The sequence below is a fragment of the Mycolicibacter algericus DSM 45454 genome, assembly GCF_002086455.1.
GTDB classification, from domain to species: domain Bacteria; phylum Actinomycetota; class Actinomycetes; order Mycobacteriales; family Mycobacteriaceae; genus Mycobacterium; species Mycobacterium algericum.
In genome coordinates, this window is the sequence record NZ_MVHC01000006.1 from 206,832 (window position 1) to 222,818 (window position 15,987).

Annotated in this window: 16 protein-coding genes; 5 read left to right on the forward strand and 11 right to left on the reverse strand. The window is 70.0% G+C overall.

Annotation, left to right across the window (positions count from 1 at the left end; genetic code table 11):
* Positions 1-104 precede the first annotated feature (104 nt).
* Entirely contained in the window at positions 105-1,088 is a 984-nt protein-coding gene (locus tag BST10_RS08920; protein WP_083037468.1) for a proteasome assembly chaperone family protein, read from the forward strand.
* 9 nt (positions 1,089-1,097) lie between these two features.
* Here BST10_RS08920 and BST10_RS08925 read toward each other — a convergent pair whose 3' ends face one another.
* From BST10_RS08925 to BST10_RS08935, 3 genes are all read right to left on the reverse strand, one after another.
* Positions 1,098-1,583, reverse strand: a complete 486-nt coding sequence (locus tag BST10_RS08925) for a peroxynitrite isomerase (protein WP_041318153.1) — start codon at positions 1,581-1,583, stop codon at positions 1,098-1,100.
* Between the two features lie 36 nt (positions 1,584-1,619).
* Positions 1,620-2,084 carry a transcriptional regulator NrdR gene (gene nrdR / locus BST10_RS08930; protein WP_041319945.1) on the reverse strand — a complete coding sequence of 155 codons (465 nt, stop codon included), beginning with the start codon at positions 2,082-2,084 and terminating at the stop codon, positions 1,620-1,622.
* A gap of 148 nt (positions 2,085-2,232) precedes the next feature.
* Entirely contained in the window at positions 2,233-2,733 is a 501-nt protein-coding gene (locus BST10_RS08935) for a LysM peptidoglycan-binding domain-containing protein (protein WP_013829388.1), read from the reverse strand.
* Between the two features lie 212 nt (positions 2,734-2,945).
* Here BST10_RS08935 and lexA point away from each other — a divergent pair, with 212 nt between their 5' ends.
* The 4 genes from lexA to BST10_RS08955 all read left to right on the forward strand — a co-directional run bounded on the left by lexA (position 2,946) and on the right by BST10_RS08955 (position 5,936).
* A complete protein-coding gene (lexA, locus tag BST10_RS08940) occupies positions 2,946-3,629 on the forward strand; it encodes a transcriptional repressor LexA (protein ID WP_013829389.1) in 684 nt (227 codons plus the stop codon).
* 177 nt (positions 3,630-3,806) lie between these two features.
* Positions 3,807-4,481 (forward strand): helix-turn-helix transcriptional regulator, encoded by a 675-nt coding sequence (locus BST10_RS08945; RefSeq protein WP_083037469.1) that lies wholly within the window; start codon positions 3,807-3,809, stop codon positions 4,479-4,481.
* Positions 4,478-5,461, forward strand: a complete 984-nt coding sequence (locus BST10_RS08950) for an NAD(P)H-dependent flavin oxidoreductase (protein WP_083037493.1) — start codon at positions 4,478-4,480, stop codon at positions 5,459-5,461. Before BST10_RS08945 ends, BST10_RS08950 begins: the two co-directional genes overlap by 4 nt.
* Before the next feature lie 22 nt (positions 5,462-5,483).
* Positions 5,484-5,936: a nuclear transport factor 2 family protein gene (locus tag BST10_RS08955; protein ID WP_013829393.1), complete on the forward strand. Its 453-nt coding sequence runs from the start codon at positions 5,484-5,486 to the stop codon at positions 5,934-5,936.
* Here BST10_RS08955 and BST10_RS08960 read toward each other — a convergent pair whose 3' ends face one another.
* The 8 genes from BST10_RS08960 to BST10_RS08990 form a co-directional block, all read right to left on the reverse strand.
* The gene (locus tag BST10_RS08960) at positions 5,937-7,889 is read right to left on the reverse strand and encodes an LGFP repeat-containing protein (RefSeq protein WP_371869121.1); all 1,953 of its coding nucleotides are present in this window, start codon (positions 7,887-7,889) and stop codon (positions 5,937-5,939) included. It lies immediately after the preceding gene.
* Positions 7,890-8,084: 195 nt separating this feature from the next.
* Positions 8,085-9,245: an acyl-CoA dehydrogenase family protein gene (locus BST10_RS08965; protein WP_013829395.1), complete on the reverse strand. Its 1,161-nt coding sequence runs from the start codon at positions 9,243-9,245 to the stop codon at positions 8,085-8,087.
* A 112-nt stretch (positions 9,246-9,357) separates the two neighbouring features.
* The gene (locus BST10_RS08970) at positions 9,358-10,692 is read right to left on the reverse strand and encodes a DEAD/DEAH box helicase (RefSeq protein ID WP_083037470.1); all 1,335 of its coding nucleotides are present in this window, start codon (positions 10,690-10,692) and stop codon (positions 9,358-9,360) included.
* A gap of 272 nt (positions 10,693-10,964) precedes the next feature.
* Entirely contained in the window at positions 10,965-12,365 is a 1,401-nt protein-coding gene (gene hflX, locus BST10_RS08975) for a GTPase HflX (protein WP_083037494.1), read from the reverse strand.
* Positions 12,362-13,228, reverse strand: coding sequence for a diaminopimelate epimerase (dapF, locus tag BST10_RS08980; protein WP_083037471.1), 867 nt, complete (start codon positions 13,226-13,228; stop codon positions 12,362-12,364). Before dapF ends, hflX begins: the two co-directional genes overlap by 4 nt.
* Positions 13,229-13,232: 4 nt before the next feature.
* Positions 13,233-14,153 (reverse strand): tRNA (adenosine(37)-N6)-dimethylallyltransferase MiaA, encoded by a 921-nt coding sequence (gene miaA, locus BST10_RS08985; protein ID WP_083037472.1) that lies wholly within the window; start codon positions 14,151-14,153, stop codon positions 13,233-13,235.
* Positions 14,150-14,818, reverse strand: a complete 669-nt coding sequence (locus BST10_RS22435; RefSeq protein WP_109559455.1) for a class III extradiol ring-cleavage dioxygenase family protein — start codon at positions 14,816-14,818, stop codon at positions 14,150-14,152. The genes miaA and BST10_RS22435 overlap by 4 nt, the downstream gene beginning before the upstream one ends.
* A gap of 10 nt (positions 14,819-14,828) precedes the next feature.
* On the reverse strand, positions 14,829-15,746 hold the full coding sequence (locus BST10_RS08990; RefSeq protein WP_109559456.1) for a DMT family transporter: 918 nt from the start codon (positions 15,744-15,746) through the stop codon (positions 14,829-14,831).
* Positions 15,747-15,987: the final 241 nt, after the last annotated feature.

The following is a 15,987-nucleotide window of genomic DNA, read 5'->3' on the forward strand; positions in this document are numbered from 1 at the left end:
CGTTTTCGATGACATCCGCGCACCGTTTTCCGGTGCGGCCTGACGTAAGGGAAAATGGACCGCGCGATCCGCATCGGGATCCGCACGACGAGGAGGCGAAGGCAATGGCCGAGCACCCGGACACCGGCTCCGACCGGGACCGGCACTACCAGGCCCAGCAGGGCGGCATGTACGAACTTGAGGTTCCGGCGCCGCAGCTGACATCGCCGGACGGCGAAGGTCCGGTCCTGATCCACGCGCTGGAGGGTTTCTCCGACGCCGGCCATGCGATCCGGCTGGCGGCCGGCCACCTCAAGACCGCCCTCGACAGTGAACTGGTGGCGTCGTTTGCCATCGACGACTTGCTCGACTACCGATCCCGTCGGCCGGTGATGACGTTCAAGACCGACCACTTCACCCACTACGCCGAACCCGAATTGAGCCTGTACGCGTTGCGTGACAGTGCGGGGACGCCGTTTCTGCTGCTGGCCGGCATGGAGCCGGACCTCAAGTGGGAGCGGTTCATCACCGCGGTCCGGCTGCTGGCCGAGCGGCTGGGCGTGCGGCGGACCATCGGGCTGGGCACCATCCCGATGGCGGTGCCGCACACCCGCCCGGTGACGCTGACGGCGCACTCCAACAACCGCGAGTTGATCGCCGACTTCACTCCGTGGATCGCCGAGGTGCAGGTCCCGGGCAGTGCGTCCAACCTGCTGGAGTACCGGATGGCCCAGCACGGCCACGAGGTGGTCGGGTTCACCGTGCACGTGCCGCACTATGTGTCACAGACCGACTACCCCGAGGCCGCCGAGGCACTGTTGCGGCAGGCGGCACAAACCGGCTCGTTGCAGCTGCCGCTGACCGAACTCAGCCGGGCCGCGGCCGATATCCGGGCCAAGATCGACGAACAGGTCGAGGCGAGCGCCGAGGTGGCGCAAGTGGTGACGGCGCTGGAACGCCAGTACGACGCCTTCATCGCCGCCCAGGAGAATCGCTCGCTGCTGGCCCGCGACGAGGAGCTGCCCAGCGCCGACGAACTCGGTGCCGAGTTCGAGCGGTTCCTGGCCCAGGAGGCCAGGAAGGACCGCGGCGACGACGGCACCGCCTGACGGGCGGGCCTACCCCGTTCGCCGCAGCGCGGCGGTCAGATGGTTCTGCGCCGGCTCCCCGACGGCTCCCATGTCCAGGGTGTAGGACAACTCGTCACGCGCGAGGCGGTAGCGGCGGCTCAGTGCCGTCACCTCCTTGGCCGTGGGAGCCAGCCCGATCGTCGGCGCCGACATCTCGAGTTCGATACCGTCCGCGGTCACCCTGTAGCTGCCCACCTCGATCTCGGTGATGCCGCTCGGGTGCGCCAGGACCCACTCGATCCGGCCGGGTTGGGGCACCCGGAGATAGCCGGTCTCGGCGTGCAGCGGCAGTCCGTCAGCCGCCGACTTCGTCTTCTGGCCGTAGACCAGAAACGGTTTACCGACATGGGAGAAGGTCACCTCTTCGAGGTAGTCGAACGAGGCGATGGTGGGGTATACCCCGCGTCCCCGGCCCGACCAGGTGCCCAGCAGCGGTGCCAGCTCCACAAGGTTCGGGTGCAGCTCTGGTGCCATTGGGCCAGCGTAGTGCGTGCCGCGGCGCCGCGAGCCTCAACCGGTGGTGGGCACCTGGCGGTGCTCACGCAGCGCTTCGATCTCCCGCTCGAAGTCGGCCGCCGACGAGAACGAGCGGTACACCGAGGCGAAACGCAGGTAGGCGACCTCGTCGAGTTCGCGCAGCGGACCCAGAATCGCCAATCCCACCTCGTGGCTGGGGATCTCCGGTGAGCCCGCCGCCCGCACCGCGTCCTCTACCTGTTGGGCCAGCAGATTCAGCGCATCGTCGTCGACCTGGCGGCCCTGACACGCCCGGCGCACCCCGCTGATGACCTTTTCGCGGCTGAACGGCTCGGTGACACCGCTGCGCTTGACCACCGCCAGTACCGCGGTCTCCACGGTGGAAAAGCGCCGCCCGCATTCCGGGCAGGACCGACGGCGGCGGATGGCCTGGCCTTCGTCGGTTTCGCGGGAATCCACCACCCGGGAGTCTGGATGGCGACAAAACGGGCAATGCATGGCCGCTCCTTCGCCGTGCCGAGAGCCGGACACCTGCACGCGTTGCGGCGAACCCGGCCACTGGGACAACTGTGAGCGTACCTGCGCGGGTGCCGGGCGGCGCGCCGTGCTGCCCGCATGCCGCGACCGGCCGGACATCGACGGCCGCTCAGCCGATCGGCGCGATCAGCGTCTGGCCGGCATCCAGCGCCGCCGACTCGAGACTGTTGAGCTCGCGGATCCGGTCGACGACCTGGCTCGTCGGCGCGTCGGGTGCGACCCGGGCCGCCAGGTGCTGCAGGGTCTCGCCGCTCTGGACCCGCACCACGCCCAGCTCGCCGGGCACCGCGGACCCGCCGTCGGCCATTGTCGCACCGAACTGGGCGATGAGACCGAGCCACACCGTGATTCCCGCGGCGATCAGGGCGAGCACCACGGTCGTCGCGGGCGTGATCGGTTTGGTGGGGCGGGGCCGATGCGCCGTGCGCGACATCAGCACACCGGTACCGCGATGCGACAGCGGCGCACCGTCCGGCCGCGACCGCACCACTCGCGCGGGGCGGGTGTGAACCGCGTGCGCCCGCCCTGACGTGACTGGGCGCCGCCGGGGCCCCACCGGCGCGCGCTCGGCCGGGTCGAACGTCGGAGCGAACGTGTCGATGAGCATCATGTGCGGTTCTCCCTCACTCGGCGTCGGCGACCCTGTTCGCTCGACTGTTCGAATAGTAATCGATTGTATGTTCGATTTCCGAACATGTGATCGATTCGTTGTCGAAAACATTAGCGAAAGGGTCCGACAGCCGACCGGCGGTTCGAACGTGCGCCCGACACACCTCGAACACATGTTTGATTAATGTCGGCAAGGCGACTAGATTCGCCCCTATGAGCGACAGCAGCAAGACAGCGCCAGCGCCCGACTCGACGCTTACCGCGCGGCAGCGCACCATTCTGAGCGTCATCCGCGCCTCGGTGAGCGAGCGGGGCTACCCGCCGAGCATCCGCGAGATCGGCGATGCCGTCGGCCTGACGTCGACGTCGTCGGTCGCCCACCAGCTGCGCACGCTCGAGCGCAAGGGCTATCTGCGCCGTGACCCCAATCGGCCCCGTGCCGTCGACGTCCGCGGCCCGGAGGAGTCGACCGGCTCCGACGCGGCGCCGCGCAGCGATGTCGCCGGCTCGGATGCGCTGCCCGAACCCACCTTCGTTCCGGTGCTCGGCCGGATCGCGGCCGGTGGCCCGATCCTGGCCGAGGAGGCGGTCGAGGACGTCTTCCCACTCCCCCGCGAGTTGGTGGGCGAAGGCGAGCTGTTCCTGCTCAAGGTGGTCGGTGAGTCGATGGTGGACGCCGCGATCTGCGACGGCGACTGGGTGGTGGTTCGCCAGCAGAACGTCGCCGACAACGGCGACATCGTCGCCGCGATGATCGACGGCGAGGCCACCGTCAAGACCTTCAAGCGCACCGGCGGTCAGGTATGGCTGATGCCGCACAACCCGGTTTTCGACCCGATTCCGGGCAACGACGCGGTGGTGCTGGGCAAAGTCGTCACCGTCATCCGCAAAGTCTGACAGGGCGATTCGACGGCCACCCGGGGCCGTCGGTTCGCAGCGTGGCCGACAGAGTCGACGTGACGGTCGTGGACCCGCTGGCGTGCACGCCGCGCACCCCCATCGTCGATCATCGTTGGTTCAGATTGGCGGCGGCCGGCCCTATTTGTCAATTATTTTTGGTGTTACATTGGGGCGATGAGCTCCCCTCGCCGCGGCCATCCGGATCCGCTGACCGGGTTGAGCAGCCTGGACGATCCGGTACGGCAGCGGCTCTATCACTACGTCGCGTCGTGCGACGAGCCGGTAGCCCGGGAGCAGGCCGCGACCGCCGCCGGCATCAGCCGCACACTGGCCGCCTACCACCTCGACAAACTGGCTGAGGCAGGGATCCTGTCGGTGAGCTACGCGCGGCCGGCCGGCCGCTCCGGTCCCGGCGCCGGGCGCCCCGCCAAGCGCTATGCACGCACCCGGGACGAGCTGTCGGTGAGTGTGCCGCCCCGCAACTACCGGCTGCTGGCCGACCTGCTGGTCACCGCCATGGCCGACGACGATGCCGGGGCGGTGCGCTCGGCGGTCTCGGCGGCGGCCCGCCGGGTCGGCCGGGCCGGGGCTACCGAACACGGCGTCTTGGAGGTCCTCCGGGAATTCGGCTACGAGCCGGTGGTCAATGACGCCGGCGACATCGAGCTGCGCAACTGTCCGTTCGAACGACTGGCGCGCCGATACACCGAAGCGGTCTGCGGTCTCAACCTGCAACTGATCGAGGGCATGCTGGAAGGCACCGGCGAACCACCGCGGCGGGCCACGCTGACCCCGTCAGAGCGGCGGTGCTGTGTCACCGTCCGAGCACCGGGGCGCGGGCACCGGTGAGCCTGCTGGAGTCACTCGGACTGAGCGCCCCGGTCGTGCAGGCCGGAATGGGCGGCGGGGTGGCCGGCGCAGAGCTGGCAGCCGCGGTGTCGGCGGCCGGTGGTTTGGGCACCGTCGGGCTCAGCGATCCGCGCAGCTTCGCCACCGAGCTGCGCCGCGCCGTGGCGCTGGCCGGCGGGCGCCCGGTGGCGGCCAATCTGCTGGTGCCGTTCGTCCGCCGGGCCCATATCGACGCGTGCATCGCGGCCGGTGCCGCCCTGGTGGTGTTTCACGACGGCGCTCCCGCGCGCTGGATCGCCGCGCTGCGGGCCGCGCGAATCCCGGTGCTGTGCACCGCCGGTGATGTCGCCCAGACCCGCCGGGCACTGGCTGCCGGCGCTGACGGTCTGGTGGCCCAAGGCGTCGAGGCCGGCGGCCACCTGGTGGCCGATCGACCGCTCAGTGTGACGTTGCCTGAGGTGCTCGGTGCCGCCGACGGTGCCCCGGTGCTGGCCGCAGGCGGGGTCGCCGATGCCGACGACGTCCGGGCGCTGCTGGCCGCCGGTGCCGTGGGGGCGGTCGCCGGGACCCGCTTTCTGCTCACCGAGGAGTCGCGCGCCCACCCCGGCTACAAGCAGAAGGTGCTGGATGCGCAACGAACCATCCGCACCATGTTGTTCGGGGTGGGCTGGCCGCTGGCCCACCGGGTCGTTCCCAATGTCCTCACCGAACGCTGGTGTGCGCGAGATGAACTCGGTCCGCCGGCGGTGCGGGCATTCAACCGGATCGGTGCGCCGCTGGGGCGGCTGATGCCGCTGGGCGCGCTGGGGACGATCCTGGCCGCGCAGCGGACAGCCGTGCCGCTCTACACCCCGGCATTGCCGTTGGCCGGAATGGACCCGGCCGCAGTGGACCGGTCAGCGCTCTACGCCGGCGAGACCAGCCGGCGCATCCATGACATCGTTCCGGCAGCCGAGGCACTGGCACGGCTGACACCGTAACGAATCACCGAGGGAGATCACCATGTTCGGCCCGTGCCCACCTTTCGATGCGGAGTCGGCGCGCCGTAAGGTCCGAGCCGCCGAAGACGCCTGGAACACCCGCGACCCTGAACGGGTGGCGCAGGCCTACACCGACGACTCGGTCTGGCGTAACCGAGACGAGTTCGTCACCGGGCGCGCCGAGATCGTCGCGTTCCTGCGGCGCAAGTGGGCCCGTGAACGCGACTACGCGCTGCGCAAGGAGCTGTGGTGCCACCACGACAACCGAATCGCGGTGCGCTACCAGTACGAAAGCCGTGACGCGACCGGCCAGTGGTGGCGCAGCTACGGCAACGAACTGTGGGAGTTCGCCGACGACGGCCGGATGAGCCGCCGCGAGTCCAGCATCGACGACGTCGCCATCACCGAGGATCAGCGACGGATCTTCGGGCCCCGCACCGACAGTGACGAGCACACGCCCCTGCCGCTGCGGTGATCAGCCGGCCCTGGTGAACCCGTTGAGCCGGGCCGCCTCCTCGGTGGCGAACCAGATCTCGGCCAGCGTGTCGTCGTACAGCGCATTCTGCGGCGTGTAGTAGAGCCCCGAGCCGATGTTCGCCTTGATCGGGTAGCCGTCCGGCTGCTGGTAGGGGTCGTCCAGCGGCAGGTGCATCACCGGATGCGCCGACTCCCCGGCCCCGAAGCTGCGCTGGCCGGAGCCGAAGCCACGTGACGGCGTCGAGGATCCGAAGGCGCCCGAGTCGGTGGCCGACGCCCCGTGCCCCACCGCGTGCCGACCGGTTCCCAGGTCCTCCTCGGTCACCACCCGCGTCGGCGCGGTGTCGGCGTCGTCATCGTCGTCCGGCTCGTTGTCGGCCTCGGCCTCGCCGTAGCGCAGCCAGGGCGCCTCCGGTAGCGGCTGACCGAGCGCCTCGGCCTCGGGCGCCGCACCGAACGACGACGAGCGGCCGTAGCGGCTCGGCAGCCGGACGGTGCCCTCGTGGTCCAGCTGTTCATGGTGCGCCCACTGCTCGTCATCGTCGTCGTAGTCGTCACTGACCGGCGCGGGCACCGCGACCGGCGGGCGTGCGGACGACGGAGCCGGCCGGCGCCGCTGCCACCACATCGCCGCGCCCGCCAGCGCCCCCAGCACCGCCAGCACCGCGACCGGGATCAGCACCCACAACCAGTTCCAGTGCGTCTCGGTGCCGGTACCGGTCGTGGTCGCCGTGCTGCCGTTCGGCAGGTTCATGCCGGGGATCTGCAGGCCCGCCAGCGCCGGCGCGAGATCGGCCGGCTCGGTGCTGAAGGCGTTGTTCGCCTGGTTCCACGACACCGTCCCGCCGGTGAACTTCTGCGAGACCACGTCTCCGTCGACGGTCTGGTCGCCCACCGGGGCGCCGAGCTTTCCTGAAGCACCATCGAGCTTGTCCCAGGCCGCCTTCATCGCACTGCGCACCACGAAGGCGCCGTTGTCGGGGCTGAAGAAGATCACCGGGTCGTCGTCGGCGGCGAACGACGCGAACTTGCTCCCGGCGATGGCACCGTCAGCCGTGCCGGTGATCGGGAAGCCCAGATCGCTGCCGGTCGGGCCGCCCAGCGACTCGTACTTGGCCAGGACGTCGCCGTCCAACGCGTAGGCCCCGGTGGCCGGGGCGAAGTAGACCTTGCCCCGGACGAAATCCTGGCCCGCTCCGTCGCTGCCGACCACGTACTGGTCGCCCTGCTTGGCCCCGAGCGAGCCCGATGCGCCGCCCGTGGCGCGCCACGCCTGGTCGATGGCCGCGGTCGGATCGAGCTGAACCTGCAGATCGGCCAGCTGGGCCGCCAACTCCGGCGGCACCGTGGTGAACGTCCGAGTCGCGCCGTCGAAGGACAGCGCACCGGCGCTGAACTTCTGGGTCACCACCGCGCCGTCGTAGTTCTCGTCGTCGACCGGCACGCCCAGCGCTCCGGTGGAGCTGCCCAGCTTGTCCCAGGCCGCATTCATCGGGCCGCGCACCACATGGGCGCCGTGTTCGGCCGTCCAGTAGATCACCGGGTTGTCGGCACCGGACAAGATGGCCACCCGGCTGTCGGGCACCAGCCCCGGCACCTCATCGCTGCTGGGGAACCCCAGGCCGCTGGTCGCCGCCCCACCCATCGACTCGTACTTCTCGAGGATCGCGCCGAACAGCGCCTTGGCCCCGGTCTCCGGTGTGAAGAAGATCGTGCCGCCGGCGAAGTCCTGCGCGAAGCCGACACCGGCCGGATGCACGTCGCCCTTGGGCGGCCCCAGCGGCGAGCCGTCACCTCCGGCCGCCTGCCATGCCGCCGTGATGGCGTCGTGAGCCTCACTGTCGGGCGTTGCCGCCGCGGTCTGCATCGACAACAGCACGGTGACCGTCGCCGCGAGGCCGAGCGCCATGCGCACCGCCATCTTGCCGAACCGATCTTTCCGACTAGTCACCAGCCCTCCCAGGCACCGCAATCGACGCAAATGTTCCGGCACAAACTTTCCCGCAATCGACCCGTATTGCGAAGCGAAGTCATCGATATTGCGGAAACAGATACCCACCCGATGCCGAAAAGTTGCCGACCCGCATAGCGACGACGAGGCCCCGCCCACGGCTGAACACGCAGGTCAGGGCCCCGTCTGTAAGAATCAGACGCCCAGGCTGCGGCCGATGATCTCTTTCATGATCTCGGTGGTGCCGCCGTAGATGGTCTGCACCCGCGCATCCAGGTAGGCCCGCGCGATCGGATATTCGCGCATGTAGCCGTAGCCGCCATGCAACTGCAGGCAGCGGTCGATCAAGTGGACCTGCTTCTCGGTGCTGTACCACTTGGCCATCGCGGCCTGTTCCACCGTCAGCTGCTTGTCCAGGTGCAACCGGATGAACTCGTCGACCATCATCCGCACCACGGTGGACTCGGTGGCCAGCTCGGCGAGCAGGAACCGGCTGTTCTGGAAGCTGCCGATCGGTTTGCCGAACGCCTTGCGCTCCTTGGTGTAGGTGATCGTCTGCTCCAGCGTGGCCTCCATCGCCGCGGCGGCCATGATCGCGATGGAGATCCGCTCCTGCGGCAGATTCTGCATCAGGTAGATGAAGCCCATACCCTCCTGGCCCAGCAGGTTCTCCACCGGCACATGCACGTCGGTGAACGACAGCTCGGCGGTGTCCTGGGCGTCCAGCCCGACCTTGTCCAGGTGGCGGCCGCGCTCGAAGCCCGCCATGCCGCGCTCCACCACCAACAGGGAAAAGCCCTGGGCGCCCTTCTCCGGGTCGGTCTGGGCGACCACGATCACCAGGTCGGAGTGGATGCCGTTGGTGATGAAGGTCTTGGACCCGTTGAGCACGTAGTGGTCGCCCTGCTTGACCGCCCGGGTCTTGATGCCTTGGAGGTCACTGCCGGTGCCTGGCTCGGTCATCGCGATCGCCGTGATCAGCTCACCGGTGCAGAACTTGGGCAGCCAGCGCTGCTTCTGCTCCTCGTTGCACAACTCCAGCAGGTAGGGGGCACAGACGTCGTTGTGCAGGCTGAAACCGATGCCGCTGTAGCGACCGGCGGTGGTCTCTTCGGTGATGATCGTGTTGTAGCGGAAGTCGGGGTTGCCGCCGCCGCCGTACTCCTCTGGCACCGCCATGCCCAAAAAGCCCTGCTTGCCGGCTTCGAGCCAGACGCCGCGGTCGACGATCTTGGCCTTCTCCCACTCCTCGTGGTGCGGCGCGACGTGGCGGTCCAGAAACCCCCGGTAGGACTCCCGGAACAGCTCGTGCTCGGGCTCGAACAGGGTTCGCTGGTACTTGACTGCGGCGCTCATCGCCTGACCTCCGAGATCGACGGAAACTTTCCGACGACAATAGACCAACCGGATGGTTGGGAGGTCAGAGGCCCGCTAGCCGGCCACTTCGCTTGGACGTCTCCGGTGCGGATTACCGCGCGTCCGCCCCGGTACGGCGCGCCCCGCCCCGCCGTGCCGGTCGCTGGGCGGCTCCCGGCGCCGCGGCGCGACGTCGACGGGCGCCGCCCGATCCGCGGTTCTTCGGCGAAGCGGGGCGCGGCGGCGGGGCCGCCTTGGGGGCGGGCATCTGCAACGGGGCGACGTCGCCGACCAACGCTTGCACCGGCATCGAGTCGACGCCGACCTGTTGCGGGGCGACGGTGATCCCGGCCCGGCGCAGCAGTACCTGGGTGTCCCTGCGCTGTTCGGGCAACACCACGGTGACCACGTCGCCGGCGTTGCCGGCGCGTGCGGTGCGGCCCGAGCGGTGCAGATAGGCCTTGTGTTCGGCCGGCGGGTCGACGTGGACCACCAGCTGCACCTCATCGACGTGCACGCCGCGCGCAGCGATGTCGGTGGCCACCAGCACCCGAGCCGCCCCGGTGCTGAACGCGGCCAGATTGCGGTCCCGCGCGGGCTGAGACAGGTTGCCGTGCAGGTCCACTGACGGGATGCCGGACTCGGTCAGTTGCTTGGCGAGCTTGCGGGCCTGATGTTTGGTCCGCATGAACAGGATTCGGCGACCGGTGCCGGACGCCAACCGGTGCACCAGATCCTTCTTGTCCTGCGCCCCCGCGACGTGAAACACGTGATGCGTCATGGCCGGCGGCGGCGCTGCCCGGCCGTCGTCGACCTCATGCGACACCGGATCGTGCAGGAAGCGCCGCACCAGCTTGTCCACTCCGTTGTCGAGGGTCGCCGAGAACAGCAGCCGCTGACCGGTGGCCGGCGTAGCGGCCAGAATCCGCGTGACGCCCGGCAGGAATCCGAGGTCGGCCATGTGGTCGGCTTCGTCGAGCACGGTGATCTGCACGGCGTCCAGGCTGATCAGCTTCTGCTTCATCAAGTCTTCGAGGCGCCCCGGGCAGGCCACCACGATGTCGACGCCGCCGCGCAGCGCCGTCTCCTGCCGGCTCTGCGCCACCCCGCCGAAGATGGTGGTGACCTTCAAGCCGTAAGCCGCCGCAAGCGGTTTGACCGTCGCGGTGATCTGGGTGGCCAACTCCCGGGTGGGCGCGAGCACCAGGCCCGACGGCCGGTTCGGGCGCCGCTTGACGTCGGCCAGCCCAGCTACCAACGGAATTGAGAACGCCAGCGTCTTGCCGCTGCCCGTCTTTCCGCGACCCAGCACGTCGCGTCCGGCCAGCGTGTCGGGCAGGGTATGGATCTGGATCGGAAACGGCGCGGTGATCTCGTTGTCGTGCAGCGCGGCCACCAGCGGGGCGGGCACGCCGAGGGAGTCAAAGGATGCAACAGATTTAGTCATTGAGTGCGGTGCCTTTCCGGCATCGGTTGCGCTGCTCGAGCCATGACGACGAGGTCGGGTGACTGGCGGCGCAAAGTGGCGAGATTGCCGGTGGGCAAAATCGATCGCCGCGAGAAGAGCTTGTGCTGGACGCACCGTCCACCGGATATGGGTGGCGTGTAAGCGTTCCACGACGTACCGGCGTCCTTTGACGCCAGCGTTGGTTGTGACCCTAGCGCACCGGTGCGCGCAGCCCGAAACTTCTGTGACCGATCACACGCCGCGCGCGGCTGCTACGCCTGGCCGAATTCTCGCAGGCTGGCGGCCAGCGCCGCCGGTACCCGCGCCCGGATGCGGGTGCCGCCCTCGCCGTGCTCGGCTTGGGTGAGCCGGCCCTGTTCATGCACCCGGGCCACCAAATCGCCACGCTCGTAAGGGATGACCACGTCCACAGCAGTGTCGGCCGGCGCCACCAACTGCCCCATCCGGCGGCGCAGCGACTCGATACCGTCGCCGGTGTGAGCCGAGACGAACACCGCGTCGGGCAGCGCGCGACGCAACTGGGCCAGCGCCAGGTCCCCGGCGGCGTCGATCTTGTTGACTACCAACACTTCCGGCGCAGGCTTGGCGTCCCGCTCGGCGATCACCTCGGAGATCACCTGGCGCACCGCGCTGATCTGGGCCAGCGGCGCGGGATCGGCGCCGTCGACCACATGCAGCAACAGGTCGGCGTCGGCGACCTCCTCCAGCGTGGACCGGAACGCCTCCACCAACTGGGTGGGCAGATGCCGTACGAATCCGACGGTGTCGGTGAGTACGAAGGGCCTGTCGTCCTCGAAAAGACCACGGCGCGTGGTGGGCTCGAGTGTGGCGAACAATGCGTCCTGCACCAGCACCCCGGCGCCGGTCAGCGCGTTGAGCAGACTGGACTTGCCGGCGTTGGTGTAGCCCACGATCGCGACGGAGGGAACGTCGCTGTGCAGGCGCCGGCTGCGCTGGGTGTCGCGCACCTGCTTCATCGCCTTGATTTCGCGGCGCAACTTGGCCATCCGCTCCCGGATGCGTCGCCGGTCGGTTTCGATCTTGGTCTCACCGGGGCCGCGCAAGCCCACCCCGCCGCCGCTGCCGCCGGCCCGGCCGCCGGCCTGCCGTGACATCGACTCGCCCCAGCCGCGCAGCCGCGGCAGCATGTAGGCCATCTGCGCCAGCGCCACCTGGGCTTTGCCCTCGGCGCTGGTGGCGTGCTGGGCGAAGATGTCCAGGATCAGCGCGGTGCGGTCGATCACCTTGACCTTGACCGCCTTCTCCAGCGCGGTCAGCTGCGCCGGGGACAGCTCGCCGTCACAGATGACGGTGTCGGCGCCGGTGGCCAAGACCACCTCACGCAACTCGACGGCCTTGCCGGAGCCGATGTAGGTGGACGGGTCGGGCCGGTCGCGGCGCTGGATCAGGCCCTCGAGCACCTGCGAGCCGGCGGTCTCGGCCAGCGCGGCCAACTCCACCATGCTGGCGTCGGCCTCGGCGGCACTGCCCTCGGTCCACACCCCGACCAGCACCACCCGTTCGAGGCGCAGTTGGCGGTATTCGACCTCGGAGACGTCGGCGAGTTCGGTGGACAACCCCGCGACCCGGCGCAGCGCCGTGCGGTCGTCGAGGGCCAGTTCACCGGTGCTGGGAAGCTCGGGATGACTCACTGCGCCGACCACCACCCCGCCGCGATGTCGCCGCGGGCCACCAGCTCCGACGGGCCGCGCAGATAACTGGTCGCCTCGGTGACGATGACGCGGACCTGCCCGCCCGGGATGTCGACCCGCAGTGTGCCGGTCGACGCGCCGGCGTCGGCCAGTGCGGCCACCGCGGCGGCCACCGTGCCGGTCCCGCATGACCGGGTCTCCCCGACCCCGCGCTCATGCACCCGCATCGACACCGCGCCGTCACGGGCGGCGGTCAGGACTTCGACGTTCACCCCGTTCGGGAACTGCCCGCGGTCGAAACTGACCGGTGCGGCCACATCCAGCGCGGCCAGCTCGGCCGCCGACAGTGCCGGATCCACGCACGCCAGATGCGGATTGCCCACGTCGACGGCGAGCCCGGCGAATCGCCGCCCGCCCACCACCGCCTCGCCCGGACCCAGCGTGTTGGCCTTGCCCATGTCGACGGTGACCTCGGCCCGCACGTCGTCGGCGTGGTGCACGGTGATCGGCCGCGGCCCGGCCAGCGAGCCGACCACGAACTCGTCGGCCGATTCCAGGCCGGCGGCGCGCAGGTAGTGGGCGAAGACCCGGATCCCGTTGCCGCACATCTCGGCCACCGAGCCGTCGGCGTTGCGGTAGTCCATGAACCAGTCGCCGGCCGACACCCCCTCGGGAAGCTGGTCGAGCACGCCGGCGGTGACCGCGGCCCCGGCCGTGGTGACGCGCAACACACCGTCGGCGCCCAGGCCGCGGCGCCGGTCACACAGCGCGCTCACCGCGGCGGCCGTCAGGTCCAGTTCCACCCCTAGGTCCGGCAACACGACGAAGTCGTTCTGGGTGCCGTGGCCCTTGGCGAAAAGCATGTGCTCAGGATACGTGCCGCCACGCGGCCAGCGCCGCGTCGAGCAGTCCGCCGGCGGCGCCGTCCAACCATTCGATGCGGTGGTCGCGGCGGAACCAGGACCGCTGTCGGCGCACGTAGCGGCGGGTCCCGATGAAGGTCGGCTCGCGGGCGCCGTCACCGTTGCCGCCCGCATCGAGGTCGGCGATCACCTGGGCGTAGCCCAGCGCTCGGGCGGCGGTGACCCCGTCGCGCAACCCGGCCTTCAGCAGCCCCACCACCTCGGCCACCAGGCCGCAGTCGAACATCGTCGCGGTCCGGGCGGCCAGCCGTTCGTCGAGAAGCACGGTGTCGCAGTCCAATCCGATGATCGCGGTGTCCCAGCGGGGGACGCCGATGGTGGGCGCAGACGCGGCGAAGGGCCGGCCGGTCAGCGCCACGACTTCGAGTGCCCGCACGATGCGCCTGCCGTCGGTGGGCAGGATCGCCGTCGCCGCAGCCGGGTCGGCGGCGGCCAGTTCGGCATGCAGCGCGGCCACTCCGATGTCGGCGAGCCGCTGCTCGTAGCGGGCCCGCACCGCGGGGTCGGTGGCGGGAAAGGACCAGTCGTCGAGCAGCGCCTGCAGGTAGAGCATCGATCCCCCGACGATGATTGGTACCGCGCCGCGGTTCATGATCGCCTCGACATCCGCGGCGGCGGCCTGCTGGTAGCGGGCGACCGTCGCGGTCGCGGTGACATCGAGGACGTCGAGCTGGTGGTGCGGGATGCCGCGTCGCTCCCCCGGCGACAGCTTGGCGGTGCCGATGTCCATGCCCCGGTAGAGCTGCATGGCGTCGGCGTTCACGATTTCAGCTGATCTCCCCGACTTTTCCAGGCCTTCGGCCAGTTCCAGCGCGAGCTGCGACTTGCCGGTGCCGGTCGGCCCGACGACCGCGATCGGCCTCACGGCTCCCAGACTCCGACGAAGTAGCCCACCCCGTAGGGGGCGTCGCGGTAGAGCTGCGTGACGGAACGCGGCCGGTGCCCGACCAGCCCGGCCAGTGCCGCGAACGCCGCCCGGCCGACGACCTGCGGCGGCAACCCCACCAGGCCGGCTACATCGCCGCCGGCCAGCGCGTCGTCGAGGGCACGCTGGACGTCGACGTCGGCGGGGTGATGTCCGCCGGGGGCCGCCGCGGTCAAGGTGTTGGCCCCGTCGGCCAGCACCAGCACACCGATCGGCTCGTCCGACTGCTCGATCTCGGCGCGCAGCCGCCTCCCGGCGGCCAACGCCGCATCCGGGTCGGTGTAGGCCTGCACCGCCACCTCGCCGTCCGGGCGCAGCTGGGCGCTGATCCACCCTGCGACCAGGGCGCACAGCGGCAGGTCGGCCAACCGGGCGGCACCGGGCGACAGCCCTACGGTGATCTCGGTCCCGTATCCGGCGAAATTGCCGGCGCTGTCGGGCCCCCATGCCCCCTCGGCGCCGGCGCCCAGGGCCACCCAGCGCGGCGGCAACGCCTCGGCGGCCGCCAGCACCGCGGCCCGCAGTTCGGCGGCCTCCGGGGCGCTACCGGCCAGTTCGGGCACCAGAACCGGCGCCGACGGGATGATCGCGATCGGTCCCAGCACGAGACCCCGGCTAGCTCGTCGGTGACGCCACCGGTGTCTCCCGGTCTGCGCCTCCGGCATCAGCGACGATGGTGGCGGCCTCGCCCCGGGCCAACGCCGCCGTCGCGATGACGATCAGCACCACCCCGATGATCACCGCGGCGTCCTCGACCCCGCCGGCCTGAATGTGCTCGTTGAGCAGCAGCACGCCCAGCGCACTGGCCACCAGGGGTTTGGCCACGATCATCGTCGGCATCGATGCCGTCAAGGCGCCGGCCCGGAACGCCGATTGCTGGAAGATCATCCCGGCCAGCGTCGCGGCCAGCCAGGGCACCACCACGGGCGACTCCAGCGCGTCTTCCAGACCCTCGGCTTTGATCAGCTCCACGAGCACTTTCGTCAGCAATGCGAACACCGCCAGCGAGGTACCGGCCACCACGGCCAGCAGCACCGCGGCGGCCGGCCGGCCCCGGAGTCTGCGGGCGGCCACCGCGCAGGCCAGCAACAACGTGACCACCACCACCGACACCGCGATCCAGGTGCGCGCCGGCGCGTGCTGTTTGCCCTCGGTCGGGTCGCCGACGATCACCACCACCGCCAGTGCCGCGGCCAGCAGCACCGCCCACATCCACTCCCAGTTGGTGACCCGGCGGTGGGTCAACCAGGCGTACATCGGCAATGCGAACAACAGCGCGGTCACCTGCAGACCGGTCACCAGGATCACTGAACCCACCGCCAACGCCAACGCCTGTAGCGCGTAATTGGCCACCGCCGCGGCTCCGCCGCCCCACCAGCGCGCGTCGCGCAGCGACAACCAGAACAGCTGTAGATGCCCGACCTGCTGGTCGGTGATCTCCTGGGCGGACCGCTGACGGATCACGTCTCCGATCGCGGACGCCAGCGCGGCGCACAGCGCGAGCAGCGCCGCGATGACATTTCCTGTCGACATGGCCCCTCCTCAACCGCGCAAGAATACCCGCCAAACGCCGATCCGCCCGGTCGCCGCCGAGTTGCCGGTACAGCGCGGCGGTTAACTGCTTGAATACTCTTGGATACTTCTAGGTAGATCGAAGGCGCCGCGGTGCGCGGCAGATGCGCGGGTTGACCGCGAAGGGTTAGGTGACGACAGCGATGACCATCGACAGCGGTTCGTCCGCCCCCATCCCCCGCCCGGGCCCGCGACCTGGGCC